Origin of the sequence: Bradyrhizobium sp. BR 1433 (genome assembly GCF_051547665.1) — a bacterium.
Lineage (GTDB): Bacteria > Pseudomonadota > Alphaproteobacteria > Rhizobiales > Xanthobacteraceae > Bradyrhizobium > Bradyrhizobium australafricanum.
Window position 1 is genome coordinate 5,020,028 of record NZ_JBPUGG010000001.1, and the last position, 22,688, is coordinate 5,042,715.

Consider the following 22,688-nt stretch of genomic DNA (forward strand, 5'->3'; position numbering starts at 1 on the left):
GACGGTTCAATGACCTTGCGGAATGACGCGCGAAATGATCACGTGCTCAACTTCCCGCCCGCCATCAGGATATCGCTCGCGAGCTGGCTGGTGCGCAGCGCGAGCTCGTCGCGCAGCCGGCGGGCCGCGGCGGGATCGCTTTCCAGCACGCGCTGGAACAGGCTGCGCGCGACGCGGATCACGGAGCCGCGCTCCAGCGCGGTGGCGGTCGATGGCCGCTTCATCGCGACGATCAATGCGAGCTCGCCGATCAGCGCGCCGGGACCGGCGATGATCTCGGCGCCGCCTTCCTCGACGCGGAAGGTGCCGCGCTGCACGACATAGCCGGCGTCCGCGGCGTCGCCGGCCTTGAACAGCACGTCGCCTGCGTTGAAATCACGTTGCTCGGAGCCGATCGCCAGCATGCGCAAGGAGCTTTCGCCCAACAGACGCATTGTCGGGACCCGCTCGAGCAGGGCTACGTCATCATCGATCGACATTCAGGTCCGGTAACCGCGGTGCGCCTCGATTTCACGAATCGTTGAGCGCAAAGCGTATCACGGCACCAGCTTGTAGCCACCGGCTTCCGTCACCAGGATTTCCGGGTTGGCGGCGTCCTTCTCGATCTTCTGGCGGAGGCGGTAGATGTGGGTTTCCAGCGTGTGGGTGGTGACACCGGAATTGTAGCCCCAAACTTCCTGGAGCAGCGTCTCGCGCGACACCGGCATCTGGCCGGCGCGGTAGAGGAAGCGGAGGATCGCGGTTTCCTTCTCGGTCAGCCGCACCTTCCTGGCATTGGCGCCGGTCAGCATCTTCGAGCCGGGCCGGAACGAGTACGGACCGACCGAGAACACCGCGTCCTCGCTGGCCTCGTGCTGGCGGAGCTGCGCCCGGATCCGGGCCAGCAGCACCGCGAAGCGAAATGGCTTCGCCACATAGTCGTTGGCGCCGGATTCGAGCCCCAGGATCGTATCGGAATCGGTGTCGTGGCCGGTCAGCATGATGATCGGAGCCTTGAAGCCGCCCTTGCGGAGCGAGCGGACCACTTCGCGGCCGTCGGTGTCGGGCAGGCCGACGTCCATCAGGACCAGATCGGGGGAATTGGCTTTGGCGGCAGTGGCGCCCTTGGCGCCGGTGTCGACTGCGGAGGCTTCGAATTCCTCGTGCAGCGACAGCTGCTCGACCAGCGTATCGCGCAGATCGGTATCGTCATCCACGATCAAGATCTTGCGGGCATTGGCCATAGGTACAATCCTTCGGGGGCGGGCGGTCAGAAGCAGAGGACGCTTATGGCCGTAACATCGGCTAGATATGTGTTCAGGTAGGCGATTGTTACCGATTCACAAGGCAACGCAGTCTACCTCAAATCCGGCGGGGCAGGACGTGAATGTCCTGTAATGCCGGGAGATAGGATGTTCTGAACCTCCAAGGCAAGCTCAGTTTGGAACGATTCTTAAGGGAAGGTCAGCTATTTCAATCACTTATATGACAGCCAAACGTGATCGCCCGCTCTCCATCATCGAGGTCCGAGCAGCCGCCGGCGACCCGCGCCGGGGCTGGCTGTCGGCTGACGGCTGGACCGTGCCGGTGGCGCTCGGACGCGGCGGAATCCTCGCCAACAAGCGCGAGGGCGACGGCGGCACGCCGCGCGGCGTCTTCCATCCGCGCCAGCTCTGGTGGCGCGCCGACCGGCACCAGCGTCCGGCGACTTTCCTGCCGACCCGGCCGATCCGCCGCGAGGACGCCTGGTGCGAGGACCCCGCCGACCGTCACTACAACCAGCCGATCCGGCTCGATCGGGCGCAGGGCGGCGACCGCCTGACTCGCGAGGACCATCTCTACGATTTCATTATCGAGATCGATCACAACGCCGCACCGCGCGTCGCCGGCCGCGGCAGCGCCGTATTCCTGCATCTGGCGCGGCCGAACTTTTCGCCGACCGCGGGCTGCGTCTCGATGACGAAGACCTCGATGCTGCGGTTGTTGCGGCGGATGAGTCCAAAGACAAGGATCATCATAGAGTAGCTTGCTGGAATAGCTGGGCATCGGTTTTCCCACGCGACAAGCGCGACGCGTTTATGCTGAGATCGCGCGCAACCAAGAATAATTCCCGCGGGAGCGAACAGCATGCTCGACAACAACCAGATCGCCGCTGCCTCGAACGTCCTGAGCGAGCACTGGCGCGCGGGAACAAAGCTCGGCGCACTCGATGGCACCATGCGGCCGCGCGACCGTGTCGAGGGCTATGCGGTGCAAGCTGCGCTGGAGAAAACGTCGCGCGAAAAACTGTTCGGCTGGAAGATCGCGGCGACCAGCGCGGCCGGCCAGAAGCACATCAATGTCCCCGGACCGCTCGCCGGGCGTATCCTTGCCGAGACGGTGATACCGGATGGCGGCACCGCGTCGATGCAGGGCAACGAGATGCGCGTCGGCGAGCCGGAATACGCCTTCCGCATGGCGCGCGATCTCGCGCCGCGCACGACGCCTTACAGCGTGCAGGAGGTGTTGGAGGCCGTCGGCACGCTGCATCCGGCGATCGAGATTCCGGATTCGCGTTTCGCCGATTTCGCCTCCGCCGGCGAAGCGCAGCTGATTGCCGACAACGCCTGCGCGCATCTGTTCGTGCTCGGACCCGCAACGACAGCGGACTGGCGCGCGATCGATCTGGTCGAGGACCGCCCGGTCATCACGTTGCGCGGCGAGCGCTATATCGGCCATGGCAAGAACGTGCTCGGCGATCCCCGCGCAGCGCTCGCCTGGTGCGCCAACGAGCTGCGCGCGCTCGGGCTGACCTTGCGGGCAGAGGAAGTCGTCACCACAGGCACCTGCCATCCCCCGCTGCCGATCACCGCCGGCGATAAATTCGCCGCCGATTTTGGCGCGATCGGAAAAGTGTCGGTGCGGTTCGTGTAGGCCGCGCACGCGCCACACACACCGCTGTCGTCCCTGCGAAAGCAGGGACCCATAACCACCGAAGTGAATTGTTGTCCGCCGATCTGGCCGCGTGTCCCTTGCAATGGCCACGAAGTTGGGTCCTGGCTTTCGCCAGGACGACACTGAGTTATGCGGTACCGTCCGCGTCCCGAAGATCGCCGAGCCCACCCGCACATGGGTGGCCCCCATCTGGATCGCGACGGCAAAGTCCGCGCTCATACCCATCGAGAGATTCGTCAGCCCGTTGCGTGCGGCGATCTTGGCGCAGAGCGCGAAATGCGGCGCCGGCGCCTGGTCGACCGGCGGGATGCACATCAGTCCTGATATCTGCAGGCCGTAGGTGTCACGGCATGCCGCGATGAAGGTATCCGCGTCCTGCGGCGCGACGCCGGCCTTCTGCGGCTCCTCACCGGTATTGATCTGGACGAACAGTTCCGGGTGCTTGCCTTGATTTTTGATTTCCTTGGCTAACGCTTCGCAAATGCTCGTGCGGTCGACCGAGTGGATCGCATCGAACAGCGCGACCGCCTCCTTGGCCTTGTTCGACTGCAACGGCCCGATCAGATGCAGCTGCAATCCCGGATGAGCCTGGGTTAGCGCCGGCCACTTGCCTTTGGCCTCCTGCACGCGATTTTCGCCAAATACGCGCTGTCCGGCGCCGATAATCGGCAAAATTGCGTCGGCCGCGAACGTCTTCGACACCGCGATCAAGGTCACCGACGCGCGGTCGCGCCGCGCTTCCTTGCAGGCATGGGCGATCTCGCGTTCGACGGCGGCGAGACCATGTGGTGAATCGGCCGGTAACGGCGTGGTCGGGCTTTGCGTCATGCTTGTGCCGTTCTCTGACAGGTGCGGGGGGTTGGCTCGAATTTTACCAAATTCGGGAAAGGCTTTTTGAAGCCCTGCATTCTAACTTGCGCATGGGCAAGGGAATAGAATGTCGGGCGTCACTTTCAACCGCAACCGGGTCAGGCTCAAGAAGGTTCTGGGAATTCGTGCCCGGCTGGCCTTGCTTGCGCTGATGCTGGTCGCACCCCTGATGCTGGACCGCGTCCGCACCCTGGAGGATTCCCGCAGCAAGCAGGTCGCGCAGGCCGCGGCCGGCTATGCCAGCCTCACCGCGCATGCCGCCGAGACCCAGCGCGAGGTGGTCTCCTCGGTCGAGACCATGCTGAAATCTGCAGCCTACATCCGCGCCTCCGGCGGCATCGCGCAGAGCTGCGAGGTGCTGCGCGCCAGCCTGCCGACGGTGCTGCCCTGGATCCGCAGCATCATGTTCGTCTCCAGGGACGGGCTGGTGCAGTGCTCGACCCTCAACGTCCAGGTCGGCCTCAATGTCGGCGACCGCGAATATTTCAAGAAGGCGCAGGACAACCGCGGCTTCGTGTTCAGCGACTATCTGCGCGGCAGGACCAATGGCCGCCCGATGATGATGGCCGCCTATCCGGTCGCCGCGATCAATCCGGAGCAGGATGCCGTGGTGGTCGCCGGAATCAATATCGACTGGCTGTCGCAGATCATGGCCAATCTCGGCGGCCAGCCCGGCATGTCGGCCGTGCTGGTCGACTCTACCGGCGTCGTGATCGCCGCGCCCGCCGATCATGCGAGCCTGATCGGCCGCTCGCTCGACACCATCCCGCTGATGGCCGCGATCGCCGAGAAGGCGCTGAGCTATGACGAGCCGTCCGGCTCGGTGTCGTTCACCGCGTCCGACGGCGCACAGCGCACGCTGAGCTTCGCGCGCATCGCCGGCACGCAATCCCGGCTGATCGTGAGCATGGACGAGGCCAAGGTGACCGCGGCGATCAATCGCGAGATCCGCACCGCCTATCTGCAGCTCGGCTTTGTCTGCCTTTTCGTCTTGTTGGGTGCGCTGGTCGGCGCCGAGCGGCTCGTCATCCATCCGATCGAGCTGATGACCGGCATGGCGCGACGGTTCGGCGAGGGCGACTGGTCGGCGCGCGTCGCCAAGCACAAGCTGCCGGCGGAATTCGTGCCGCTGGCGCGCGCCTTCAACGCCATGGCGGCGCAGCTCAGCCAGCGCGAGCGCGAGCTCGTCGCCTCCAACGATCGTCTCACCGTGATGGCCTCGATCGACGCGCTGTCTGGCCTCGCCAACCGCCGCGGCTTCCAGAGCCGGCTCGACTTCGAATGGATGCGGGCGCAGCAATATGAATGCGAGCTGTCGCTGATGATGATCGATGTCGATCATTTCAAGCTCTACAACGACACCTACGGCCATCCCGAAGGCGATGCCTGCCTGACCCGAATCGGCGAAGTGCTGTCCGGGATCGCTGCCGACACCATGGGCTTTGCCGGCCGCTATGGCGGCGAGGAATTCTGCCTCCTGCTGCCGAACACCGACGCCGCGCATGCGCTCGCGATCGGCGAGACCGTGCGCACCGCCGTGCTCGGCCTCGCCGTGCCGCACGCGTCCTCGAGCCATTGCGTCGTCACCGTCAGCGTCGGCGTCGCGACGACCAAGCCGAACGAGACCCAGCGCCCCGGCGACCTGATCGAAGCCGCGGATGCCGCCCTCTACGCCGCCAAGCGCCGCGGCCGCAACGCCGTGATCGAGCACGGCTTCCTGCAGACGCTGGACGAAGCCGGGATGGCGCTGGCGAGTTGAGATCGTGCGTGGTCGAGCGACGCGATGAGCGCGGAACCGTGACCAGCGGCGACGCCGCATATTCAGCGTCGTCCTGGCGAAGGCCAGGACCTATTACCCCACCGTTTAGGATTGCGCGAAGCTGGGGCCACGACCTCTCCCTCGACAACGCCCTGTGGTTATGAGTCCCGGCCTTCGCCAGGACGACGAGGAGGCTGCAGACGGCGCCCCTGCGACGGCGGCAGGGCGGCTGCGCGAGGGGATGGGACGTTTGGAGGCCCCAAGCCGTTGACCGCGCAGGCGCTTTTGTGGCCTAGTCCGCCGTCCCCGGACGGGGCCCGAAAATCACCCAGAGCCACCCAAAATCCCTGCGATTTCATGACCGCCGAACGCTATAACGCCCGTGAATCCGAGCCCCGCTGGCAGCGCCTGTGGGACGAAAAGGCGATCTTCGCCTCCAAGAACGACGATCCGCGGCCGAAATACTACGTGCTCGAGATGTTCCCCTATCCGTCGGGGCGCATCCATATCGGCCATGTCCGCAACTACACGCTCGGCGACGTGCTGGCCCGCTTCATGCGCGCCAGGGGCTACAACGTGCTGCACCCGATGGGCTGGGACGCGTTCGGCCTGCCGGCGGAGAATGCCGCGATCGAGCGCAAGGTGGCGCCGAAGGCCTGGACCTACGACAACATCGCCGCGATGAAGAAACAGCTGCGGTCGATCGGGCTGTCGCTCGACTGGTCGCGCGAGTTCGCGACCTGCGACCCCGGCTACTACAAGCATCAGCAGAAGATGTTTTTGGACATGCTGCGCGCCGGCCTCGCCGAGCGCGAGAAGCGCAAGCTGAACTGGGATCCGGTCGACATGACCGTGCTCGCCAACGAGCAGGTGATCGACGGCCGTGGCTGGCGCTCAGGCGCCGTCGTCGAGCAGCGCGAGATGAGCCAGTGGGTCTTCAAGATCACGAAGTACTCGCAGGAGCTCCTGGAAGCGCTGGATGGTCTCGACCGCTGGCCCGACAAAGTGCGGCTGATGCAGCGCAACTGGATCGGCCGCTCCGAGGGCCTGTTGATCCGCTTCGCGCTCGATGCGGCGACGACGCCTGCCGGCGAGAGCGAGCTGAAGATCTTCACCACCCGGCCCGACACGCTGTTCGGCGCCAAGTTCATGGCGATCTCCGCGGATCATCCGCTGGCGGTAGCCGCCGCCGCGAAGAATCCGAAGCTCGCGGAGTTCATCGCCGACATCAAGAAGATCGGCACCGCACAGTCGATCATCGACACCGCCGAGAAGCAGGGTTTCGACACCGGCATCAAGGCCGTGCATCCGTTCGATCCGAACTGGAAGCTGCCGGTCTATGTCGCGAACTTCGTGCTGATGGAATACGGCACCGGCGCGATCTTCGGCTGCCCGGCGCACGACCAGCGCGACCTCGACTTCGTCAACAAGTACAATCTCGGCAATGTGCCGGTGGTCTGCCCCGAGGGCCAGGACCCGAAGACGTTCGTCATCACCGACGTCGCCTATGACGGCGACGGCCGCATGATCAATTCGCGCTTCCTCGACGGCATGACGATCGACGCGGCCAAGGAAGAGGTCGCCAAGCGCCTCGAGGCTGAGTTGCGCGCCCTGCCAGGGGAAGGAAGGTTGGCGCCGGTCGGCGAGCGGCAGGTGAATTTCCGGCTGCGCGACTGGGGCATTTCACGCCAGCGCTATTGGGGCTGCCCGATCCCGGTGATCCACTGCCCGAAATGCGACGTGGTGCCGGTGCCCGACGACCAGTTGCCGGTGACGCTGCCGGAGGATGTCAGCTTCGACAAGCCGGGCAACGCGCTCGACCATCATCCGACCTGGAAGCACGTCAGCTGCCCGAAGTGTGGCGGCAAGGCGGTGCGCGAGACCGACACGATGGACACCTTCGTGGACTCGTCGTGGTACTTCGCGCGCTTCACCGACCCGTGGAACGAGACGGCGCCGACCACGCCCGCGGTCGCCAACCGGATGATGCCGGTCGACCAGTATATCGGCGGCGTCGAGCACGCGATCCTGCATCTGCTCTACAGCCGCTTCTTCACCCGCGCGATGAAGGCCACCGGCCACATCGACATGAGCGAGCCGTTCGCGGGCATGTTCACCCAGGGCATGGTGGTGCACGAGACCTACCAGAAGGCCGACGGCAGCTGGGTCACACCGGCCGAGGTGAAGATCGAGGTTGCCGGCAATGGCCGCCGCGCGGTGCTGCTGGCGACCGGCGAGGACGTCGAGATCGGCCCGATCGAGAAGATGTCGAAGTCGAAGAAGAACACCGTCGACCCCGACGACATCATCGCGAGCTACGGCGCCGACGTCGCCCGCTGGTTCATGCTGTCGGATTCGCCGCCGGACCGCGACGTGATCTGGAGCGACGAGCGCGTGCAGGGCGCCTCGCGCTTCGTGCAGCGGCTGTGGCGGCTGGTGAACGAATCGGCCGAGATCGCCAAGATCGCTGATAACAAGACGGCGCCGACGGCCCGGCCGGCGACGTTCGGGCCCGAGGCGCTGGCGCTGCGCAAGGCCGCCCATGGCGCGCTCGACAAGGTGTCGTCCGGGATCGAGCGGCTGCATTTCAACGTGTGTCTCGCCCATATCCGCGAGTTCGCCAATGCGCTGTCCGAGGTGCTGGCGAAAGGCGACAAGCCGGCGCCGGACCTGGCTCCAGATGTTTCTTGGGCGGTCAAGGAGGCGGCGACCATCCTGGTGCAGCTGTTTTCGCCGATGATGCCGCATCTGGCCGAGGAGTGCTGGGTGATTCTGGGCCAGACCGGGCTGGTTTCCGAGGCCGATTGGCCGCAAATCGAACGCGATTTGCTGGTCGAAGACAGCGTGACCCTGGTTGTCCAGGTCAACGGTAAAAAACGAGGTGATGTTACCGTGCCACGGGCGGCCCAAAATGCGGATATAGAGGCTGCCGTTTTGGCGCTCGATGCGGTAAAAGCCGCCTTGGGCGGCAAACCCGTCCGCAAGGTGATCGTGGTGCCCATGAGGATCGTCAATGTTGTCGGCTAGGATCAGGATCGCCGCCCGGCTCGTGGCCGTGGCTGCCTTGGCCGCGCTGACGGCCGGATGCTTCCAGCCGATGTATGCCGAGCGTACCCTCGACGGCCAGTCGTCCGCGCTGCGCGAAAAGCTGATGGGCGTCGAGGTTCCGCCGGTCGACAAGCCGAACGCCTCGCGCGAGGCGCGGGTTGGCGTCGAGGTCCGCAACGCCCTCGCCTTCAAGCTCTACGGCACCGCCACCGGCATGCCGCCGACGCATCGGCTGGTGCTGCGCTTCAACACCAGCCGCTCCTCGCTGATGATCGATCCGGCCACCGCGCTGCCGACCAGCGAGAACTACGCCATCGACGCCCAGTTCAACCTGATCGAGATTGCGTCGAACAAGTCTGTGATGACCGGCACCACGTTCTCGCGGGTGTCCTACGACATGCCCGGCTCCTACCAGCGCTTCGCCCGCGCCCGCGCCTTCCGCGACGCCGAGGACCGCGCCGCGCAGGAGATCGCCGACAACATCCAGACCCGGCTCGCCTCCTTCTTCTCCACCGGAACCTGATCGCCGCATTGGTCGCGCTTCGCGGAAAAGAGATCGACAGCTTCCTCGTCCGGCCTGACGCCGGCCGTCCGATCATCCTGCTGTACGGCCCGGACCTCGGGCTGGTGCGCGAGCGCGCCGACGCGCTGATGGCCTCCGCGGTCGACGATCCCAACGATCCATTCTCGCTGGTGCGACTCGATGGCGACGAACTCGCCGCCGAGCCGTCGCGGCTGGTCGACGAGGCCATGACCGTGCCGCTGTTCGGCGGCCGCCGCGCCATCCGCGTCCGCGCCGGCTCGCGTAACTTCTCGAGTGGCGTCGAGACGCTGACCGAGACCACCGCGCTCAGGGATTGCCGCATCGTGATCGAGGCCGGCGAGCTCAGGCCGGAATCGCCGCTGCGCAAGATCTGCGAGCGCGCCAAGAATGCGGTTGCGATCGGCTGCTATCCCGACACCGAGCGCGACCTCACCAAGCTGATCGAGGACGAGCTGCGCGTATCGAATCTGCGGCTCGCGCAGGATGCGCGCGCGGTGCTGATGTCGCTGCTCGGCGGCGACCGCATGGCCTCGCGCAACGAGCTGCGCAAGCTTGCGCTGTTCGCGCACGGCAAGGGCGAGATCACGCTCGAGGACGTGATGACCGTGGTGTCCGACGCCTCCGAGTTGAAGCTCGATCCGATCGTCGACGGCGCCTTCGCCGGCAACGCCGCGCTGGTCGAGAGCGAGTTCACGAAGGCAATGGTCGCCGGCACCTATCCCGGCGTGATCATCTCGGCCGCGCAGCGCCAGGCGGCATGGCTGCACAAATCGGCGCTCGCGATCGCGGACGGCACGCCGGCGTCAGCCGTGCTGGAAGGCGGATTCCCGCGCCTGCACTTCTCGCGCAAACCTGCGGTCGAGATCGCGCTGCGCAATTTCACGCCGCCGCGGCTGGTGATCGTGATCGATCAGCTCGCGACCGCGGCGCTCGACATGCGCAAGCAGGCCGCGCTCGCCGCCGTGATCGCGCAGCGCGCGCTGCTCTCGATCGCGGCGAATGCGAAACGGCGGGGGTGAGACGCACGATATTGGGAAGGCGTCATTGCGAGCGAAGCGAAGCAATCCATGGATCGGCATATGCGGAACGATGGATTGCTTCGTCGCTTCAGCGCAAAATTGCTTTGCAATTTTGTCGCGAGCTCCTCGCAATGACGGAGATGGATGTCGCCGGGCTAGCCGCCCTCGAGCCGCCGCACCACCTCGTCGAGCTGCTCGAGGTTGCGGTAGCTGATCTGGACGGTGCCGCCGGGATCGCGATGGCTGACGGTGACGGTAAGGCCGAGCGCATCGCTGACGCGTTTCTCGAGCGCCAGCGTGTCGGCATCCTTGTCGACCTTGGCCGCGCTGCCGCTGCGCGCCTTCTGCGGCTTGCGCTCCGGCACGCCCTCCTCATGCGCCAGCGCCTCGGCCTGGCGAACGTTGAGACCCTCGGCGACGATGCGCTTCGCTGCAGCGAGCGGATCCGGCACGCCGATCAGCGCGCGGGCGTGGCCGGCGGAGAGATCGCCTTTCGAGATCAGCGCCTGCACCTCGGCCGGCAGCTTGGTCAGCCGCATCATGTTGGCGACATGGCTGCGGCTCTTGCCGACGATCTTGGCGATGTCTTCCTGGCTGCGTTTGAACTCGTCGGCGAGCGCGTGATAGCCCTGCGCCTCTTCCATCGCATTGAGGTCTTCGCGCTGGACGTTCTCGATGATCATGATCTCGAGCGCGTCGGAATCAGAGACCTCCACCGGCACGATCGGCACTTCGTGCAGGCCGGCGAGTTGCGAGGCGCGCCAGCGGCGCTCGCCGGCGATGATCTCGTAGCGGTCCTGCGCGCCCTTGATCGCACGCACCACGATCGGCTGGATCACGCCGCGCTGCCTGATCGAATCGGCAAGCTCGCCGAGCTCGGTGTCGGCGAAGGTGCGCCGCGGGTTGCGCGGGTTGGCCTTGAGGAATTCGATCGGCACCTTGCGCTGGTTGCGCGGCCGCTCGACATGCGCGGCCGCCTCGCCGCCGACATCTCCGATCAGGCTTGCCAGCCCGCGCCCCAGTCGCGAACGCGCTTCATCGGCCATTGTTGCGAGCTCCCTTGGATTCACACGCAGTACTCCAGACTTGAATTTCAAAAGAAACGTAGGATGGGTAGAGCGAAGCGAAACTCATCGCGGCTCGCAATGAGAGTGATGGGTTTCGCTTCGCTCTACCCATCCTACGCAACATCAATGCGTGCGCAGCTCGCGCTCGCGCTGGATCACTTCGGTGGCGAGCTTGAGATACGCATCGCTGCCGGCGCATTTGAGGTCGTAGACCAGAACCGGCTTGCCGTAGGACGGCGCCTCGGAGATGCGCACGTTGCGCGGGATCATGGTGTCGTAGACCTTGTCGCCCATGAACTGGCGCACGTCGGCAACGACCTGGTTGGAGAGGTTGTTGCGCGAGTCGAACATGGTCAGCACGATGCCGTGGATCGACAGGTTCGGATTGAGCGTCGAGCGCACCTGCTCTACGGTCTGCAGCAACTGCGACAGACCTTCGAGCGCAAAGAACTCGCATTGCAGCGGCACCAGGATCGCGTCCGACGCCGCCATCGCATTCACCGTGAGCAAATTGAGCGAGGGCGGGCAGTCGATCAGCACGTAGGTGTAGTCGGCTTCCGGCGAGACATTGTTGTTCAATCCTGCGATCGCATCGCGCAGCCGGAACGCGCGGCCCGGCGTGGTGCCGAGCTCGAGCTCGAGGCCGGAGAGGTCCATGGTGGAAGCCGCGATGTGCAGCCGCGGCACCGCGGTCGCGACCACGGCATCGCGCAGCGGCGCTTCGCCGATCAGGACGTCGTAGGTCGAGCAGCTGCGGTTGCGGCGATCGATGCCGAGGCCGGTCGAGGCGTTGCCCTGCGGATCGAGATCGACGATCAGGACGCGCTCGCCAATCGCAGCGAGTGCGGTCCCAAGATTGATCGCTGTGGTGGTCTTGCCGACGCCGCCCTTTTGGTTGGCGAGCGACAGGATGCGCGGATGGCCAGGCGGCTGGGACGCCTTATCCTCTTGATAAACCTCGTCCATCACAGTCATACCAAAATACCATTTGCTCTCGCGGAGTCCCCTAGCGCCGCTCGATTGACCCGAGTTCGACGATCCAGCCCTGTCCGCCGGTCCGGCTGGAGTGTAGCTTTGGCTCAATAATCCAATATTTAGTGGCCTCGGTCAATTCGGCCTCTACATCTTGACCCTTCAAAAACAGCGCCTTGGCGCCCTTTTTGACCCAGGGCTCCGCAAAGCCGATGAGTTGATGTAACGGAGCCAGCGCCCGCGCGGTGACGCAATCGATGGGCCCCGGATCTATCCACAGTATCCCCGATATCAGCCAGATGCACCGCCCCCGGGGACTCCGTCACCCGTATCGCCTCGCGCAAGAATGCCGCCTTCTTGGCAATTCGCTCAACCAAATGAATCGACGAGCCCGGAGTCTCGGCCAGCGCGCAGGCGAGGACGACACCGGGGAAGCCGCCGCCGCTGCCGAGATCGACCCACGACTTCGCCGTCGGCATCAAACTCAGGAGCTGCAGCGAATCGGAGACGTGGCGGGTCCAGAGGGTCGGCAGCGTCGATGGCGCGACGAGATTGGTCTTGGCCTGCCACGTGAGGAGGAGGGCGATGTAGCGGTCGAGCCGCGCCTCTGTTTCACGTGAAACAGGCGTCAGCGCGAGCGCCGCGGCCTTGTCCTTGGCGGAGACACTGAGTTCGACGGATTGCGAAATTGAAGCCATTCCCTGGAATGCCGGTCGGGCTCGTCATTGCGAGCGAAGCGAAGCAATCCATAGTGCCACCTGGGAAAGCGATGGATTGCTTCGTCGCTTCCGCTCCTCGCAATGACCGGGGCCTGCCGTTTCACGTGAAACGCTAGGCGGATGCCTTCGCAGTCTTCCGCCGCGCTTCCCGCCGGAGATAGGCCGCCAGAATACCCAGGGCCGCCGGCGTCATGCCGTCGATCCGGCCGGCCTGGCCGACCGTCCGCGGCTGCGCCTTCTGCAACTTGGCGCGCGCTTCGTTCGAGAGACCGGGGACATCGGTATAGTCGACGTCGGTCAGAACCAGACCCTCGTCACGCCGGAAAGCATCGACATCGGCGGTCTGGCGCTTCAGATAGACATCGTATTTGGCATCGATCTCGAGATGCACCGCGATTGCAGGGTCAATGGCCGACAGCTCCGGCCAGATCGCCCGGACCGCGGGCCATTCGATCTCCGGATAAGCCAGAAGCTCGAAGGCGGAGCGGCGATTGCCGTCACGATTGAGGGCAAGCCCGTGCTTGGCGGCCTCATTCGGTGTGATCGCGAGCGACTTCGCCAGCCGCTTGGCCGCCTCCAGCGCCGCCATCTTGGTCCGATGGCGCTCGGCCCGCGCCGTTCCGACGCATCCGAGTGCAATGCCCTTGTCGGTCAGGCGCTGGTCGGCGTTGTCGGCACGCAAGGTCAGCCGATATTCGGCGCGCGAGGTGAACATGCGATACGGCTCGGTGATCCCGCGGGTCACGAGATCGTCGATCATCACCCCGAGATAGCCGTCGGCGCGGTCGAACACGATCGGATCGGCATCGCCGGCCGCGAGCGCGGCATTGAGCCCGGCGACAACGCCCTGCCCCGCCGCCTCCTCATAGCCCGTAGTGCCATTGATCTGGCCGGCCAAGAAAAGCCCGCGCAGACGCTTGGTCTGCAGCGTCGGATCGAGCTCGCGCGGATCGACGTGGTCGTATTCGATCGCATAGCCCGGCCGGACCATCGTCACCCGTTCAAGGCCGGGGATGCTGGCGAGGATCGCAAGCTGGACCTCTTCCGGCAGCGAGGTCGAGATGCCGTTCGGGTAGACCGTGGTGTCGTCGAGCCCTTCCGGCTCCAGGAAGATCTGATGGCCGTCGCGGTCGCCGAAGCGGACGATCTTGTCCTCGATCGAGGGGCAATAGCGCGGTCCGGAGCTCTTGATCTGACCGGAATACATCGGCGAGCGATGCACATTGGCGCGGATCACCTCATGGGTCGCCGGCGTGGTCCGGGTGATGCCGCACTGGATCTGCGGGGTCGTAATCCGGTCAGTCATGACCGAAAACGGCTCCGGAGGCTCGTCTCCGGGCTGCATTTCGACCGCGGACCAGTCGATCGTGGTGCCGTCGAGGCGCGGCGGCGTCCCGGTCTTGAGCCGGCCGAGCACAAACCCTGCACGTTCAAAGGAAGCCGACAGGCCCATGGCCGGCGCCTCGCCGACCCGGCCCGCCGGCCAGTTCTTCTCGCCGAGATGGATCAGACCACGCAGGAAGGTCCCGGTCGTGATGACAACCGCCCCCGCCGATAGCCGGCGGCCATCGCCCAGGCAAATGCCGGTCACGCGACCATCGACGACGACCAATTCATACGCCTCGCCTTCGATGACGTTGAGGTTCGCGGTCTCGGTGATCGCGGCCTGCATCGCGGCCGCATAGAGCTTGCGGTCGGCCTGCGCCCGGGGCCACGAACCGCTGGACCTTTCCGACGATTCAGCATGCGAAACTGGATGCCGCCGGCGTCGGCCACCCGGCCCATCAGACCGTCGAGTGCATCGACTTCGCGGACCAGATGGCCCTTGCCGAGCCCGCCGATGGCGGGATTGCACGACATCGCGCCGATCGTCGCGAAACGATGGGTCACCAAGGCGGTCCTTGCGCCCATCCGGGCAGAAGCGCTCGCGGCCTCGCAGCCGGCATGGCCGCCGCCGATGACGATGACGTCAAATGAGTCTGCCCTGGAAGTCATGCCCGGACTTCTATCGTGGAGTCATGAAAGCCGGAAGAACGAAGTTGGGATCGCCGCTCCGAGACCGAAGCCCGAGAGGCAAATATGGACTGCTTCGCTTCGCCCGCAATGACGGATGGGACCGTTTCACGTGAAACAGTGCGGCTGTATGATCGGCAATTGTTTCACGTGAAACAGGATGAGGGTTCCTTAACCAGATCGAAACCATGTTTCACGTGAAACAGACGGGGCACCCGCTACTTCCCGACGCAGAACTCGCGGAAGATGACATCCAGGATGTCTTCAACATCCACCCGGCCGAGCAGACGACCGAGTGAGTAAGCGGCCCGCCGGAGTTCCTCCGCCGCCAGTTCTTCGCCCTGCCCGACCACGTCGATGCTGCGCTGAAGGGATTCGACGGTCTCCTGCAACAATCCGCGCTGCCGCGTCCGACTGATCAAGCCGCCTTCGCTGGTTCCAAAATAGTCCTGAGCGAACCCGACCAGCGCGGCGATCAGCTCTGACAACCCATCGCCACGAGCAGCCGAGATCCTGAATTCGGGGTAACTGCCGCCCTCACCCGCCGCGGTCCTGACCAGGTCGATCTTGTTCCGCACCAGCCAGGTCGGCGTCGCTCCGCCATGTCCCGCCTTTGCATCGCCGCTGTCGGCCAGCCACAGCACGAGGTCCGCCTCCGCGGCGCGGGCGCGGGCGCGGCGGACGCCCTCCTGCTCCACCGGGTCGTCGGTCTCGCGAATGCCGGCGGTGTCGATGACCGTCACCGGATAGCCGTCGAGGTCGAGCTGCACCTCGATCACATCGCGGGTCGTGCCGGCATGAGGCGAGACGATCGCGACCTCGCGCTTGGCGAGCTGATTGATCAGGGTTGATTTGCCGACATTCGGCGGACCGGCGATCGCGACCACCAGGCCGTCGCGCAACCGCTCGCCAAGCCCCTGCCCTGCAAGGACTTGCTTGATCTCATCATGCAGCGCGCGGATCTTCTCGAGCGCCGACCCGATCAGCTCGGCCGGCACATCGCCTTCATCTGAGAAATCGATGCCGGCCTCAATCAGCGCCGACGCCGCGATGATCCGCTCGCGCCAGTCGCGCGCGCGGTCGCCGAGCAACCCCTTCAACTGGCGCAGCGCCTGGCGCCTTTGACGGTCGGTGTCGGCGTGGATCAGGTCGTCCAGGCCCTCGGCCTCGGTCAGGTCGAGCTTGCCGTTCTCGAAGGCCCGCCGGGTGAACTCGCCCGGCTCGGCCGGCCGCACGTTGTCGAATGCCGCGATCGCATCAAACATCGCCGCCAAGACGGCGCGTCCGCCATGGACATGAAATTCGGCGACGTCTTCGCCGGTGGCACTGGCCGGGCCTGGAAACCACAGCACGACCGCGTCATCGATCGGTTGATGGTTCGAATCGCGGAGCAGCGCGCGGGTCGCCAGCCGCGGCACCGGCGTCTTGCCCGCCAGTCCTGCAATGACCGACTCGGCCATTGGGCCAGACAGTCTGACAATGGCGATCGCACTCGGCGGCCGCCCCGAGGATAACGCGAAAATAGTCTGGTCGCGTGGATGCATCGCCTATTTCTTCCAGCAAATCGGCAAAGGCAATGCCGCTTCGATTTCGCACTCCATACCGCAAAATGCTGCGATGCAGCATGATCTGATTTCACTGCAGCAGCCGCGCAGCAATTTTGCTGCGGTGTCGTCAGCCAGATCACCAAGTATGATAGAAATATAAATAATATCAGATAGTTAACTGGAAACCCAGTGCGGAGAACGGCTCCTTTTATGCTGCACTTAGCCGCAGCAAATCCGCAGCATGAAAAAGGCGCCCCGTTTGTGCGGAGCGCCCTGTTCTTTTCGGCCGTGGCCTCAGGTGTTCATGGAATCGAAGAATTCCGAGTTGCTCTTCGTATTGCGGAGCTTGTCGAGCAGGAAGTCGATGGCGTCCATGGTGCCCATCGGATTGAGGATGCGGCGCAGGACGTACATCTTCTTCAGCACCTGCGGATCGGTGATCAGCTCCTCCTTGCGGGTGCCGGAACGGGCGATATCGATCGCCGGGAATGTCCGCTTGTCCGAAACCTTGCGGTCGAGGATCAGTTCGGAGTTACCGGTGCCCTTGAACTCTTCGAAAATGACTTCGTCCATGCGGCTGCCGGTATCGACCAGCGCGGTCGCGATGATGGTCAGCGAACCGCCCTCCTCGATGTTGCGCGCGGCACCGAAGAAGCGCTTCGGCCGCTGCAGCGCGTTGGCGTCGACACCGCCGGTCAGCACCTTGCCGGATGACGGCACGACGGTGTTGTAGGCGCGGCCGAGGCGCGTGATCGAATCGAGCAGGATCACGACGTCGCGGCCGTGCTCGACGAGGCGCTTGGCCTTCTCGATCACCATCTCGGCGACCTGGACGTGACGCACCGCCGGCTCGTCGAAGGTCGACGACACCACCTCGCCCTTCACCGAGCGCTGCATGTCCGTGACTTCTTCCGGACGCTCGTCGATCAGAAGCACGATCAGATAGCAGTCGGGATGATTGGCGGTGATGGAGTGCGCGATGTTCTGCATCAGCACCGTCTTGCCGGTGCGCGGCGGCGCCACGATCAGCGCGCGCTGGCCCTTGCCGATCGGCGCGACGATATCGATCACGCGGGCGGAAAGGTCCTTCTTGGTGGAGTCCTCAAGCTCCATGCGGAAACGCTGATTGGGAAACAGCGGCGTGAGGTTGTCGAAATTGACCTTGTGCTTCGACTTTTCCGGATCTTCGAAATTGAGCGTGTTGACCTTCAGCAGCGCGAAATAGCGTTCGCCTTCCTTCGGGCTGCGGATATGGCCTTCGATCGTGTCGCCGGTGCGCAGGCCGAAACGGCGGATCTGCGACGGCGAAACGTAGATGTCGTCGGGGCCGGGCAGGTAGTTCGCGTCGGGCGAACGAAGGAAGCCGAAGCCGTCGGACAGCACCTCGACAACGCCCTCACCGATAATGTCGGTCTCGGCGATCGCGAGCTGCTTGAGAATTGCGAACATCAGCTCCTGCTTGCGCATGGTGCTGGCATTCTCGACCCCATTCTCTTCCGCAAACGAGACGAGCTCGGCCGGCGTTTTCGATTTGAGGTCCTGGAGTTTGATTTCCCGCATTGGGGTCGTCCTGTGAGGAAGTAGGTAGGGAAGGGGTGCGAGGTGGCTCTGGAAAAAGCGGACGCCAAAGGAAGGTCCGCAGGTCTCAGCCAGGAAAGTGCCGTTTGGGCTTTCAAACCTGATGCGGCGCCGGTCCGAAAAGAACCGGAACGCGACCACATCCGCCTGCGTGGGGTGGGATAAATCCTATATAGAAAATCGATTCGTCCTTCGCAAGAAGGACTGAAGCATGCGTCTTGAGCATCGTGATGTCTAGAACGGCTTCACCACCACCATGATCACGATCAGGATCATCAGAACTGTCGGCACCTCGTTGATAATACGATAGAATTTCTGGGTTCGCTGATTCCGGTCGGCGGCGAAATCCTTCACGCAGCGGGACAAAAAGCCGTGGATACCCGACATGGCGAGCACCAGCGCAAATTTGACGTGAAACCAGCCGGATAGGTACCAGTGTCCGGCCCAGACCAGGAAAAGCCCGGCCAGCCAGGTCACGATCATCGCGGGGTTGATGATCCCCTTCAAAAGCCGCCGCTCCATGACCTTGAAGGTCTCCGACTGCCTGGAGCCGACCTCGGCCTCGCAATGATAGACGAACAGCCGCGGCAGATAGAGCATGCCGGCCATCCACGAGATCACGGCGACGATGTGCAGGGCCTTGACCCAGGCATAGATCGGCAGGGCGTTGATCCAGTCGAACATCGCAGTGATGCCTTTCGGGGAACAATTCGGGAGGGCTCAGCGCTGCGCGCAAGGCTTCGCCGGCGAGGGACGGATACATATCCGCACACACGGCTCTCCTAAACCTAATTAATTTTAGAATCTAAGGTTTGAGTCTTAATGGCAGTGAATTTGACTCATGCAAGGCGGTCCAGCGGTTGCTGCGCGCTTGTTCACATCCCTCAACATTCTGGTCGGCGGCGGCGGATATCTGGAATCTATCGCATGCCTCAATTGGTTGCGCGCCTCTGTGGCCAGCTTATGAAGAGACAAATCCACACTGCTTCACTATCATCTCCGCCATGACGTCGACTTATCCTTTTGCGACGTGCTGTGAAGAAGGGGGCGAGATATACAGGGGCCTGGCCATCGAACCGGATTCTTCTCCTCGACCTCCACAGGGATTCACAGGATAGACAGGGGCTCTGGTGCCGACGACTTCCAATTATTTCCACCTGCATCTGGTGTCGGACTCGACCGGCGAGACGCTGATCACCGTGGCGCGCGCGGTCGCCGCGCAATACGCCAATGTGACCGCGGTCGAGCATGTCTATCCCCTGGTGCGCAGCCAGAAGCAGCTCGATCGCGTGCTCGACGAGATCGAGGAATCGCCCGGCATCGTCCTGTTCACGCTGCTGGAGAAGGATCTGGTCGGCCGGCTCGAGGGCAAGTGCAAGGAGATCAACGTTCCGAGCCTGTCGATCATCGGGCCTGTGATGCAGTTGTTCGAGGCGTATCTGGGTGCCGCGACGACCGGGCGCGTCGGCGCGCAGCACGTGCTGAACGCGGAATATTTCCGCCGCATCGATGCGCTGAACTACACGATGATGCATGACGATGGTCAGCATGTCGAAGGCCTCGAGGAGGCGGATGTCGTGCTGGTCGGGGTATCCCGCACCTCGAAGACACCGACCTCGATCTATCTCGCCAACCGCGGCATCCGAACGGCGAATGTGCCGCTGGTGCCGGGCATCCCGCTGCCGCACCAGCTCGAGACCCTGAAGAAGCCGCTGGTGGTCAGCCTGCATGCGACGCCCGAACGCCTGATCCAGGTCCGGCAGAACCGGCTGCTCACGATGGGCGACCGCGACAATGACACCTACATCGACAAGCAGTCGGTAGCCGACGAGGTCGCTTTTGCCCGGCGCCTCAGCGCGAAATTCAACTGGGCGCTGCTCGACGTCACACGGCGTTCGATCGAGGAGACCGCGGCCGCGGTGATGAAACTCTTCAACGACCGCCAGCGCGCGCGGCCGTCGGAATGATTCTCACGTCATGAGCATCTGGTGCGGCCCACAGAAGCTGATCCTCGCGTCGCAGAGCCGCGCGCGAAAGATGCTGCTTGAAAATGCCGGCCTCGATTTCGAGGCGCTGCCGGCCGACATCGACGAACGCGCGGTGCAGAAGAATTCCGGCCTTTCGGCCCCGGGCGAGATCGCATCGCTCCTGGCGCGCGAGAAGGCGCTGTTCGTGTCCAGGCAGAGGCCTGGTCAATATGTCGTCGGCGCCGACCAGACGCTGGCGCTGGGGCAGCGCATGTTCAGCAAGCCCGCCGGCCGCACGCAGGCTGCCGAGCAGCTCGGCCTGCTCGCCGGACGGACCCATGAGCTGCATTCCGCCGTCTCGGTCGCACGCGATGGAAAGGTCCTGTTCAGCGATGTGAGCGTGGCCCGCATGACGATGCGACGGCTCGCTGCCGGCGAGATCGAGAGCTATCTCGACCATGCCGGGGAGGCGGTGACGACCAGCGTCGGCGCCTACCAGCTCGAGGGCCTCGGCGTGCATCTGTTCGAGCGGATCGAAGGTGACCATTTCACCATCCTCGGCCTGCCGCTATTGTCGCTGCTTGCGTTCCTGCGTGCTGAGAAACTGCTCGCGGTGTGAGGCGTGGCGACGGGAGAGATGCTGAACCGATGTTGATAGTTGGACTGACCGGCTCGATCGGGATGGGGAAATCCACCACGGCCAAACTGTTCATGGAGGCCGGCGTGCCGGTCTATGACGCCGATGCGGCCGTGCATCAGCTCTACGAAGGCGAAGCCGCGCCGGCAATCGAGGCCGCCTTTCCCGGCACCACCGCCGACGGCAAGGTCGATCGCGCGAAACTGTCGGCGCGCGTGGTGCACGATCCTGCTGCGATGAAGCAGCTCGAGCAGATCGTGCATCCGATGCTCGGCGCGTCGCGCCAGAAATTCTTCGCCGATGCGGAAGCCGCAGGTAGCCCGATCGTCGTTGTCGACGTGCCGCTGCTGTTCGAGACCGGCGGCGAGAAGCGTGTCGATGCCGTCGTTGTCGTCACCACATCGCCGGAACTGCAACGCGAGCGGGTGCTGGCCCGCGGCACGATGGATGCCGCCAAGCTCGACGCCATCATCGCCAAGCAGATGCCGGACGCCGAGAAGCGCAAACGCGCGGATTTCATAGTGGATACCTCGCACGGACTCGATCCGGTGCGGGCGCGTATCCGCGACATTCTGGCCGAGGTTGTTAAGATGCCGAAGCGGCGCGCCTGATTCGCCCGCCTTTTCGGATTCCTTCACGTCATGCGCGAAATCGTTCTCGATACCGAAACCACTGGCCTCGATCCGCTGCGCGGCGACCGGCTGGTTGAGATCGGCTGCGTCGAGATTTTCAACCGCATGCCGACGGGACAGACCTACCACGTCTACATTAATCCCGAGCGCGACATGCCGGCGGAGGCGTTCGCCGTGCATGGGCTGTCGACCGAGTTCCTGGCCTCCAAGCCGCTGTTCACTGAAGTGGTCGACGAGTTCCTGGCCTTCATCGGCGATACGCCGCTGGTGATCCACAACGCGTCGTTCGACATCAGCTTCATCAACGCCGAGCTCGACCGCATCAAGCGGAAGGCGATCCCGAAGGACCAGCTGGTCGATACGCTGCTGCTGGCACGGCGCAAGCATCCCGGCGTGTCGAACCGGCTCGACGATCTCTGCTCGCGTTATCAGATCGACAATTCCCGCCGCACCAAGCACGGCGCCTTGCTCGACGCCGAGCTGCTGGCCGAGGTCTATATCGACCTGATCGGCGCGCGGCAGTCGCAGCTGATCCTGGCATCGGAAACGTCGGATGCGCGCGCGGGCGGCCATAGTGGTGACACGCCGCGGCGGCAGCGCGAGACCCCGCTACTCGCGCGGGTCAGTGACGCCGATCGAGAGGCCCACAGGGCCTTCATTGCCACGCTCGGCGACAAGCCGATCTGGAACGATTACCTGCCGCCGCCAGCGCCTGCTGCAGCACCGGCGGCCTGATCAGAGGTTGCTCTATATCCCCGTCATCCTGAGGTGCGAGCGGAGCGAGCCTCGAAGGAGGCGCGGCCACAGTCGGGCCGTCGATCCTTCGAGACGGCCGCGTTGCGGCCTCCTCAGGATGACGGATTAGGCTCCGGTGCTCTCGACTCAGCTCAGCTCGGCTTGACGCCGGGAGCGGCCTGGGCGGCCGCCTGCCGCTCCATGTTCTGGCGGTAGAGACCGAGGAAATCGACGGGGTCGAGCAACAAGGGCGGGAAGCCGCCGTCGCGGACCGCGGTCGCGACGATCTCGCGTGCGAACGGGAACAGCAACCGCGGGCACTCGATCATCACCAGCGGATGCAGGTTCTCCTTCGGCACATTCACGATCCGGAAGACGCCGGCATAGGCGAGGTCGAAGCTGAACATCACCTTGCCTGCGGTCTCGGCCTTGCCCTCGATCGAGAGGATCACCTCGTACTCGTTCTCCGACAGGTTGTTGGCGGAGACGTTGATCTGGATGTTGATCGCCGGCTGCTGTTGCTGCTGGCCAAGCGAGGCCGGCGCATTCGGGTTCTCGAACGACAGGTCCTTGGTGTACTGCGCCAGGACGTTGAGCTGGGGAGCGGGTTGTTCGACGGGGGCGCCGTTGCCATTGGTCATGAAAATGTCTCCTGGAGCAGCGCTCGA

The 22,688-nt window shown here is 64.3% G+C and carries 19 protein-coding genes and 3 pseudogenes; 11 read left to right on the plus strand and 11 right to left on the minus strand.

The window, feature by feature from the left end; translation table 11 throughout:
- Positions 1 to 38: 38 nt before the first annotated feature.
- Entirely contained in the window at positions 39 to 479 is a 441-nt protein-coding gene (locus ACSKB9_RS24235; protein ID WP_016841445.1) for a cyclic nucleotide-binding domain-containing protein, read from the minus strand.
- 57 nt (positions 480 to 536) lie between these two features.
- Complete coding sequence (locus ACSKB9_RS24240) at positions 537 to 1,223, minus strand: response regulator transcription factor (RefSeq protein WP_016841446.1); 687 nt, start codon at positions 1,221 to 1,223, stop codon at positions 537 to 539.
- Positions 1,224 to 1,464: 241 nt separating this feature from the next.
- Between ACSKB9_RS24240 and ACSKB9_RS24245 the strand changes: the two genes are divergently transcribed.
- A complete protein-coding gene (locus tag ACSKB9_RS24245) occupies positions 1,465 to 2,004 on the plus strand; it encodes a L,D-transpeptidase family protein (protein ID WP_438076263.1) in 540 nt (179 codons plus the stop codon).
- Positions 2,005 to 2,106: 102 nt separating this feature from the next.
- Positions 2,107 to 2,892, plus strand: coding sequence for a 2-keto-4-pentenoate hydratase (locus ACSKB9_RS24250; protein WP_438080377.1), 786 nt, complete (start codon positions 2,107 to 2,109; stop codon positions 2,890 to 2,892).
- Positions 2,893 to 3,054: 162 nt separating this feature from the next.
- Here the strand turns inward: ACSKB9_RS24250 and ACSKB9_RS24255 are convergent.
- Positions 3,055 to 3,741, minus strand: a pseudogene (locus ACSKB9_RS24255) (YggS family pyridoxal phosphate-dependent enzyme); the annotation flags it as partial.
- Positions 3,742 to 3,850: 109 nt separating this feature from the next.
- On the opposite strand from ACSKB9_RS24255, the gene ACSKB9_RS24260 reads away from it, so the two are divergent.
- From ACSKB9_RS24260 to holA, 4 genes are all read left to right on the plus strand, one after another.
- The gene (locus tag ACSKB9_RS24260; RefSeq protein ID WP_438076265.1) at positions 3,851 to 5,542 is read left to right on the plus strand and encodes a sensor domain-containing diguanylate cyclase; all 1,692 of its coding nucleotides are present in this window, start codon (positions 3,851 to 3,853) and stop codon (positions 5,540 to 5,542) included.
- 357 nt (positions 5,543 to 5,899) lie between these two features.
- A complete protein-coding gene (leuS, locus tag ACSKB9_RS24265; RefSeq protein ID WP_438076267.1) occupies positions 5,900 to 8,569 on the plus strand; it encodes a leucine--tRNA ligase in 2,670 nt (889 codons plus the stop codon).
- Positions 8,556 to 9,113 carry an LPS assembly lipoprotein LptE gene (gene lptE / locus ACSKB9_RS24270; protein ID WP_076833672.1) on the plus strand — a complete coding sequence of 186 codons (558 nt, stop codon included), beginning with the start codon at positions 8,556 to 8,558 and terminating at the stop codon, positions 9,111 to 9,113. The genes leuS and lptE overlap by 14 nt, the downstream gene beginning before the upstream one ends.
- 8 nt (positions 9,114 to 9,121) lie before the next feature.
- Positions 9,122 to 10,153, plus strand: coding sequence for a DNA polymerase III subunit delta (gene holA, locus ACSKB9_RS24275; RefSeq protein WP_438076269.1), 1,032 nt, complete (start codon positions 9,122 to 9,124; stop codon positions 10,151 to 10,153).
- A 155-nt stretch (positions 10,154 to 10,308) separates the two neighbouring features.
- Here holA and ACSKB9_RS24280 read toward each other — a convergent pair whose 3' ends face one another.
- The 5 genes and pseudogenes from ACSKB9_RS24280 to mnmE all read right to left on the minus strand — a co-directional run bounded on the left by ACSKB9_RS24280 (position 10,309) and on the right by mnmE (position 16,468).
- Positions 10,309 to 11,199 (minus strand): ParB/RepB/Spo0J family partition protein, encoded by an 891-nt coding sequence (locus ACSKB9_RS24280; RefSeq protein ID WP_438076271.1) that lies wholly within the window; start codon positions 11,197 to 11,199, stop codon positions 10,309 to 10,311.
- Between the two features lie 144 nt (positions 11,200 to 11,343).
- Positions 11,344 to 12,195, minus strand: coding sequence for a ParA family protein (locus ACSKB9_RS24285; RefSeq protein ID WP_028335813.1), 852 nt, complete (start codon positions 12,193 to 12,195; stop codon positions 11,344 to 11,346).
- A 31-nt stretch (positions 12,196 to 12,226) separates the two neighbouring features.
- Positions 12,227 to 12,890: pseudogene (rsmG, locus tag ACSKB9_RS24290) on the minus strand (16S rRNA (guanine(527)-N(7))-methyltransferase RsmG).
- Positions 12,891 to 13,023: 133 nt separating this feature from the next.
- Positions 13,024 to 14,906, minus strand: a pseudogene (gene mnmG, locus ACSKB9_RS24295) (tRNA uridine-5-carboxymethylaminomethyl(34) synthesis enzyme MnmG).
- Between the two features lie 236 nt (positions 14,907 to 15,142).
- Positions 15,143 to 16,468, minus strand: coding sequence for a tRNA uridine-5-carboxymethylaminomethyl(34) synthesis GTPase MnmE (mnmE, locus tag ACSKB9_RS24300; protein ID WP_253588388.1), 1,326 nt, complete (start codon positions 16,466 to 16,468; stop codon positions 15,143 to 15,145).
- Between mnmE and ACSKB9_RS24305 the strand changes: the two genes are divergently transcribed.
- Entirely contained in the window at positions 16,404 to 16,631 is a 228-nt protein-coding gene (locus ACSKB9_RS24305) for a hypothetical protein (protein ID WP_438076274.1), read from the plus strand. The genes mnmE and ACSKB9_RS24305 overlap by 65 nt on opposite strands.
- 134 nt (positions 16,632 to 16,765) lie before the next feature.
- Here the strand turns inward: ACSKB9_RS24305 and rho are convergent, their stop codons facing one another.
- The gene (rho, locus tag ACSKB9_RS24310; RefSeq protein WP_021078151.1) at positions 16,766 to 18,031 is read right to left on the minus strand and encodes a transcription termination factor Rho; all 1,266 of its coding nucleotides are present in this window, start codon (positions 18,029 to 18,031) and stop codon (positions 16,766 to 16,768) included.
- A gap of 252 nt (positions 18,032 to 18,283) precedes the next feature.
- Positions 18,284 to 18,706, minus strand: a complete 423-nt coding sequence (hemJ, locus tag ACSKB9_RS24315; protein ID WP_028335809.1) for a protoporphyrinogen oxidase HemJ — start codon at positions 18,704 to 18,706, stop codon at positions 18,284 to 18,286.
- Between the two features lie 473 nt (positions 18,707 to 19,179).
- On the opposite strand from hemJ, the gene ACSKB9_RS24320 reads away from it, so the two are divergent.
- The 4 genes from ACSKB9_RS24320 to dnaQ are packed head-to-tail and all read left to right on the plus strand — an operon-like array spanning position 19,180 to position 22,020.
- Positions 19,180 to 20,016 (plus strand): pyruvate, water dikinase regulatory protein, encoded by an 837-nt coding sequence (locus ACSKB9_RS24320; protein WP_016841463.1) that lies wholly within the window; start codon positions 19,180 to 19,182, stop codon positions 20,014 to 20,016.
- A 10-nt stretch (positions 20,017 to 20,026) separates the two neighbouring features.
- Positions 20,027 to 20,635: a Maf family protein gene (locus ACSKB9_RS24325; protein ID WP_438076277.1), complete on the plus strand. Its 609-nt coding sequence runs from the start codon at positions 20,027 to 20,029 to the stop codon at positions 20,633 to 20,635.
- A gap of 29 nt (positions 20,636 to 20,664) precedes the next feature.
- A complete protein-coding gene (gene coaE, locus ACSKB9_RS24330) occupies positions 20,665 to 21,264 on the plus strand; it encodes a dephospho-CoA kinase (RefSeq protein ID WP_438076279.1) in 600 nt (199 codons plus the stop codon).
- Positions 21,265 to 21,294: 30 nt separating this feature from the next.
- Complete coding sequence (dnaQ, locus tag ACSKB9_RS24335) at positions 21,295 to 22,020, plus strand: DNA polymerase III subunit epsilon (protein WP_050383510.1); 726 nt, start codon at positions 21,295 to 21,297, stop codon at positions 22,018 to 22,020.
- Between the two features lie 152 nt (positions 22,021 to 22,172).
- Here dnaQ and secB read toward each other — a convergent pair whose 3' ends face one another.
- Complete coding sequence (secB, locus tag ACSKB9_RS24340) at positions 22,173 to 22,661, minus strand: protein-export chaperone SecB (protein ID WP_069279084.1); 489 nt, start codon at positions 22,659 to 22,661, stop codon at positions 22,173 to 22,175.
- Between the last annotated feature and the right edge of the window lie 27 nt (positions 22,662 to 22,688).

Coding starts and splice junctions, on each gene's coding strand:
- ACSKB9_RS24235 (WP_016841445.1), bottom strand. CDS start 479: ATGTCGATCGATGATGACGTAGCCCTGCTCGAGCGGGTCCCGACAATG.
- ACSKB9_RS24240 (WP_016841446.1), bottom strand. CDS start 1,223: ATGGCCAATGCCCGCAAGATCTTGATCGTGGATGACGATACCGATCTG.
- ACSKB9_RS24245 (WP_438076263.1), top strand. CDS start 1,465: ATGACAGCCAAACGTGATCGCCCGCTCTCCATCATCGAGGTCCGAGCA.
- ACSKB9_RS24250 (WP_438080377.1), top strand. CDS start 2,107: ATGCTCGACAACAACCAGATCGCCGCTGCCTCGAACGTCCTGAGCGAG.
- ACSKB9_RS24260 (WP_438076265.1), top strand. CDS start 3,851: ATGTCGGGCGTCACTTTCAACCGCAACCGGGTCAGGCTCAAGAAGGTT.
- leuS (WP_438076267.1), top strand. CDS start 5,900: ATGACCGCCGAACGCTATAACGCCCGTGAATCCGAGCCCCGCTGGCAG.
- lptE (WP_076833672.1), top strand. CDS start 8,556: ATGTTGTCGGCTAGGATCAGGATCGCCGCCCGGCTCGTGGCCGTGGCT.
- ACSKB9_RS24280 (WP_438076271.1), bottom strand. CDS start 11,199: ATGGCCGATGAAGCGCGTTCGCGACTGGGGCGCGGGCTGGCAAGCCTG.
- ACSKB9_RS24285 (WP_028335813.1), bottom strand. CDS start 12,195: ATGACTGTGATGGACGAGGTTTATCAAGAGGATAAGGCGTCCCAGCCG.
- ACSKB9_RS24305 (WP_438076274.1), top strand. CDS start 16,404: ATGGCGATCGCACTCGGCGGCCGCCCCGAGGATAACGCGAAAATAGTC.
- mnmE (WP_253588388.1), bottom strand. CDS start 16,468: ATGCATCCACGCGACCAGACTATTTTCGCGTTATCCTCGGGGCGGCCG.
- rho (WP_021078151.1), bottom strand. CDS start 18,031: ATGCGGGAAATCAAACTCCAGGACCTCAAATCGAAAACGCCGGCCGAG.
- ACSKB9_RS24325 (WP_438076277.1), top strand. CDS start 20,027: ATGAGCATCTGGTGCGGCCCACAGAAGCTGATCCTCGCGTCGCAGAGC.
- coaE (WP_438076279.1), top strand. CDS start 20,665: ATGTTGATAGTTGGACTGACCGGCTCGATCGGGATGGGGAAATCCACC.
- dnaQ (WP_050383510.1), top strand. CDS start 21,295: ATGCGCGAAATCGTTCTCGATACCGAAACCACTGGCCTCGATCCGCTG.
- secB (WP_069279084.1), bottom strand. CDS start 22,661: ATGACCAATGGCAACGGCGCCCCCGTCGAACAACCCGCTCCCCAGCTC.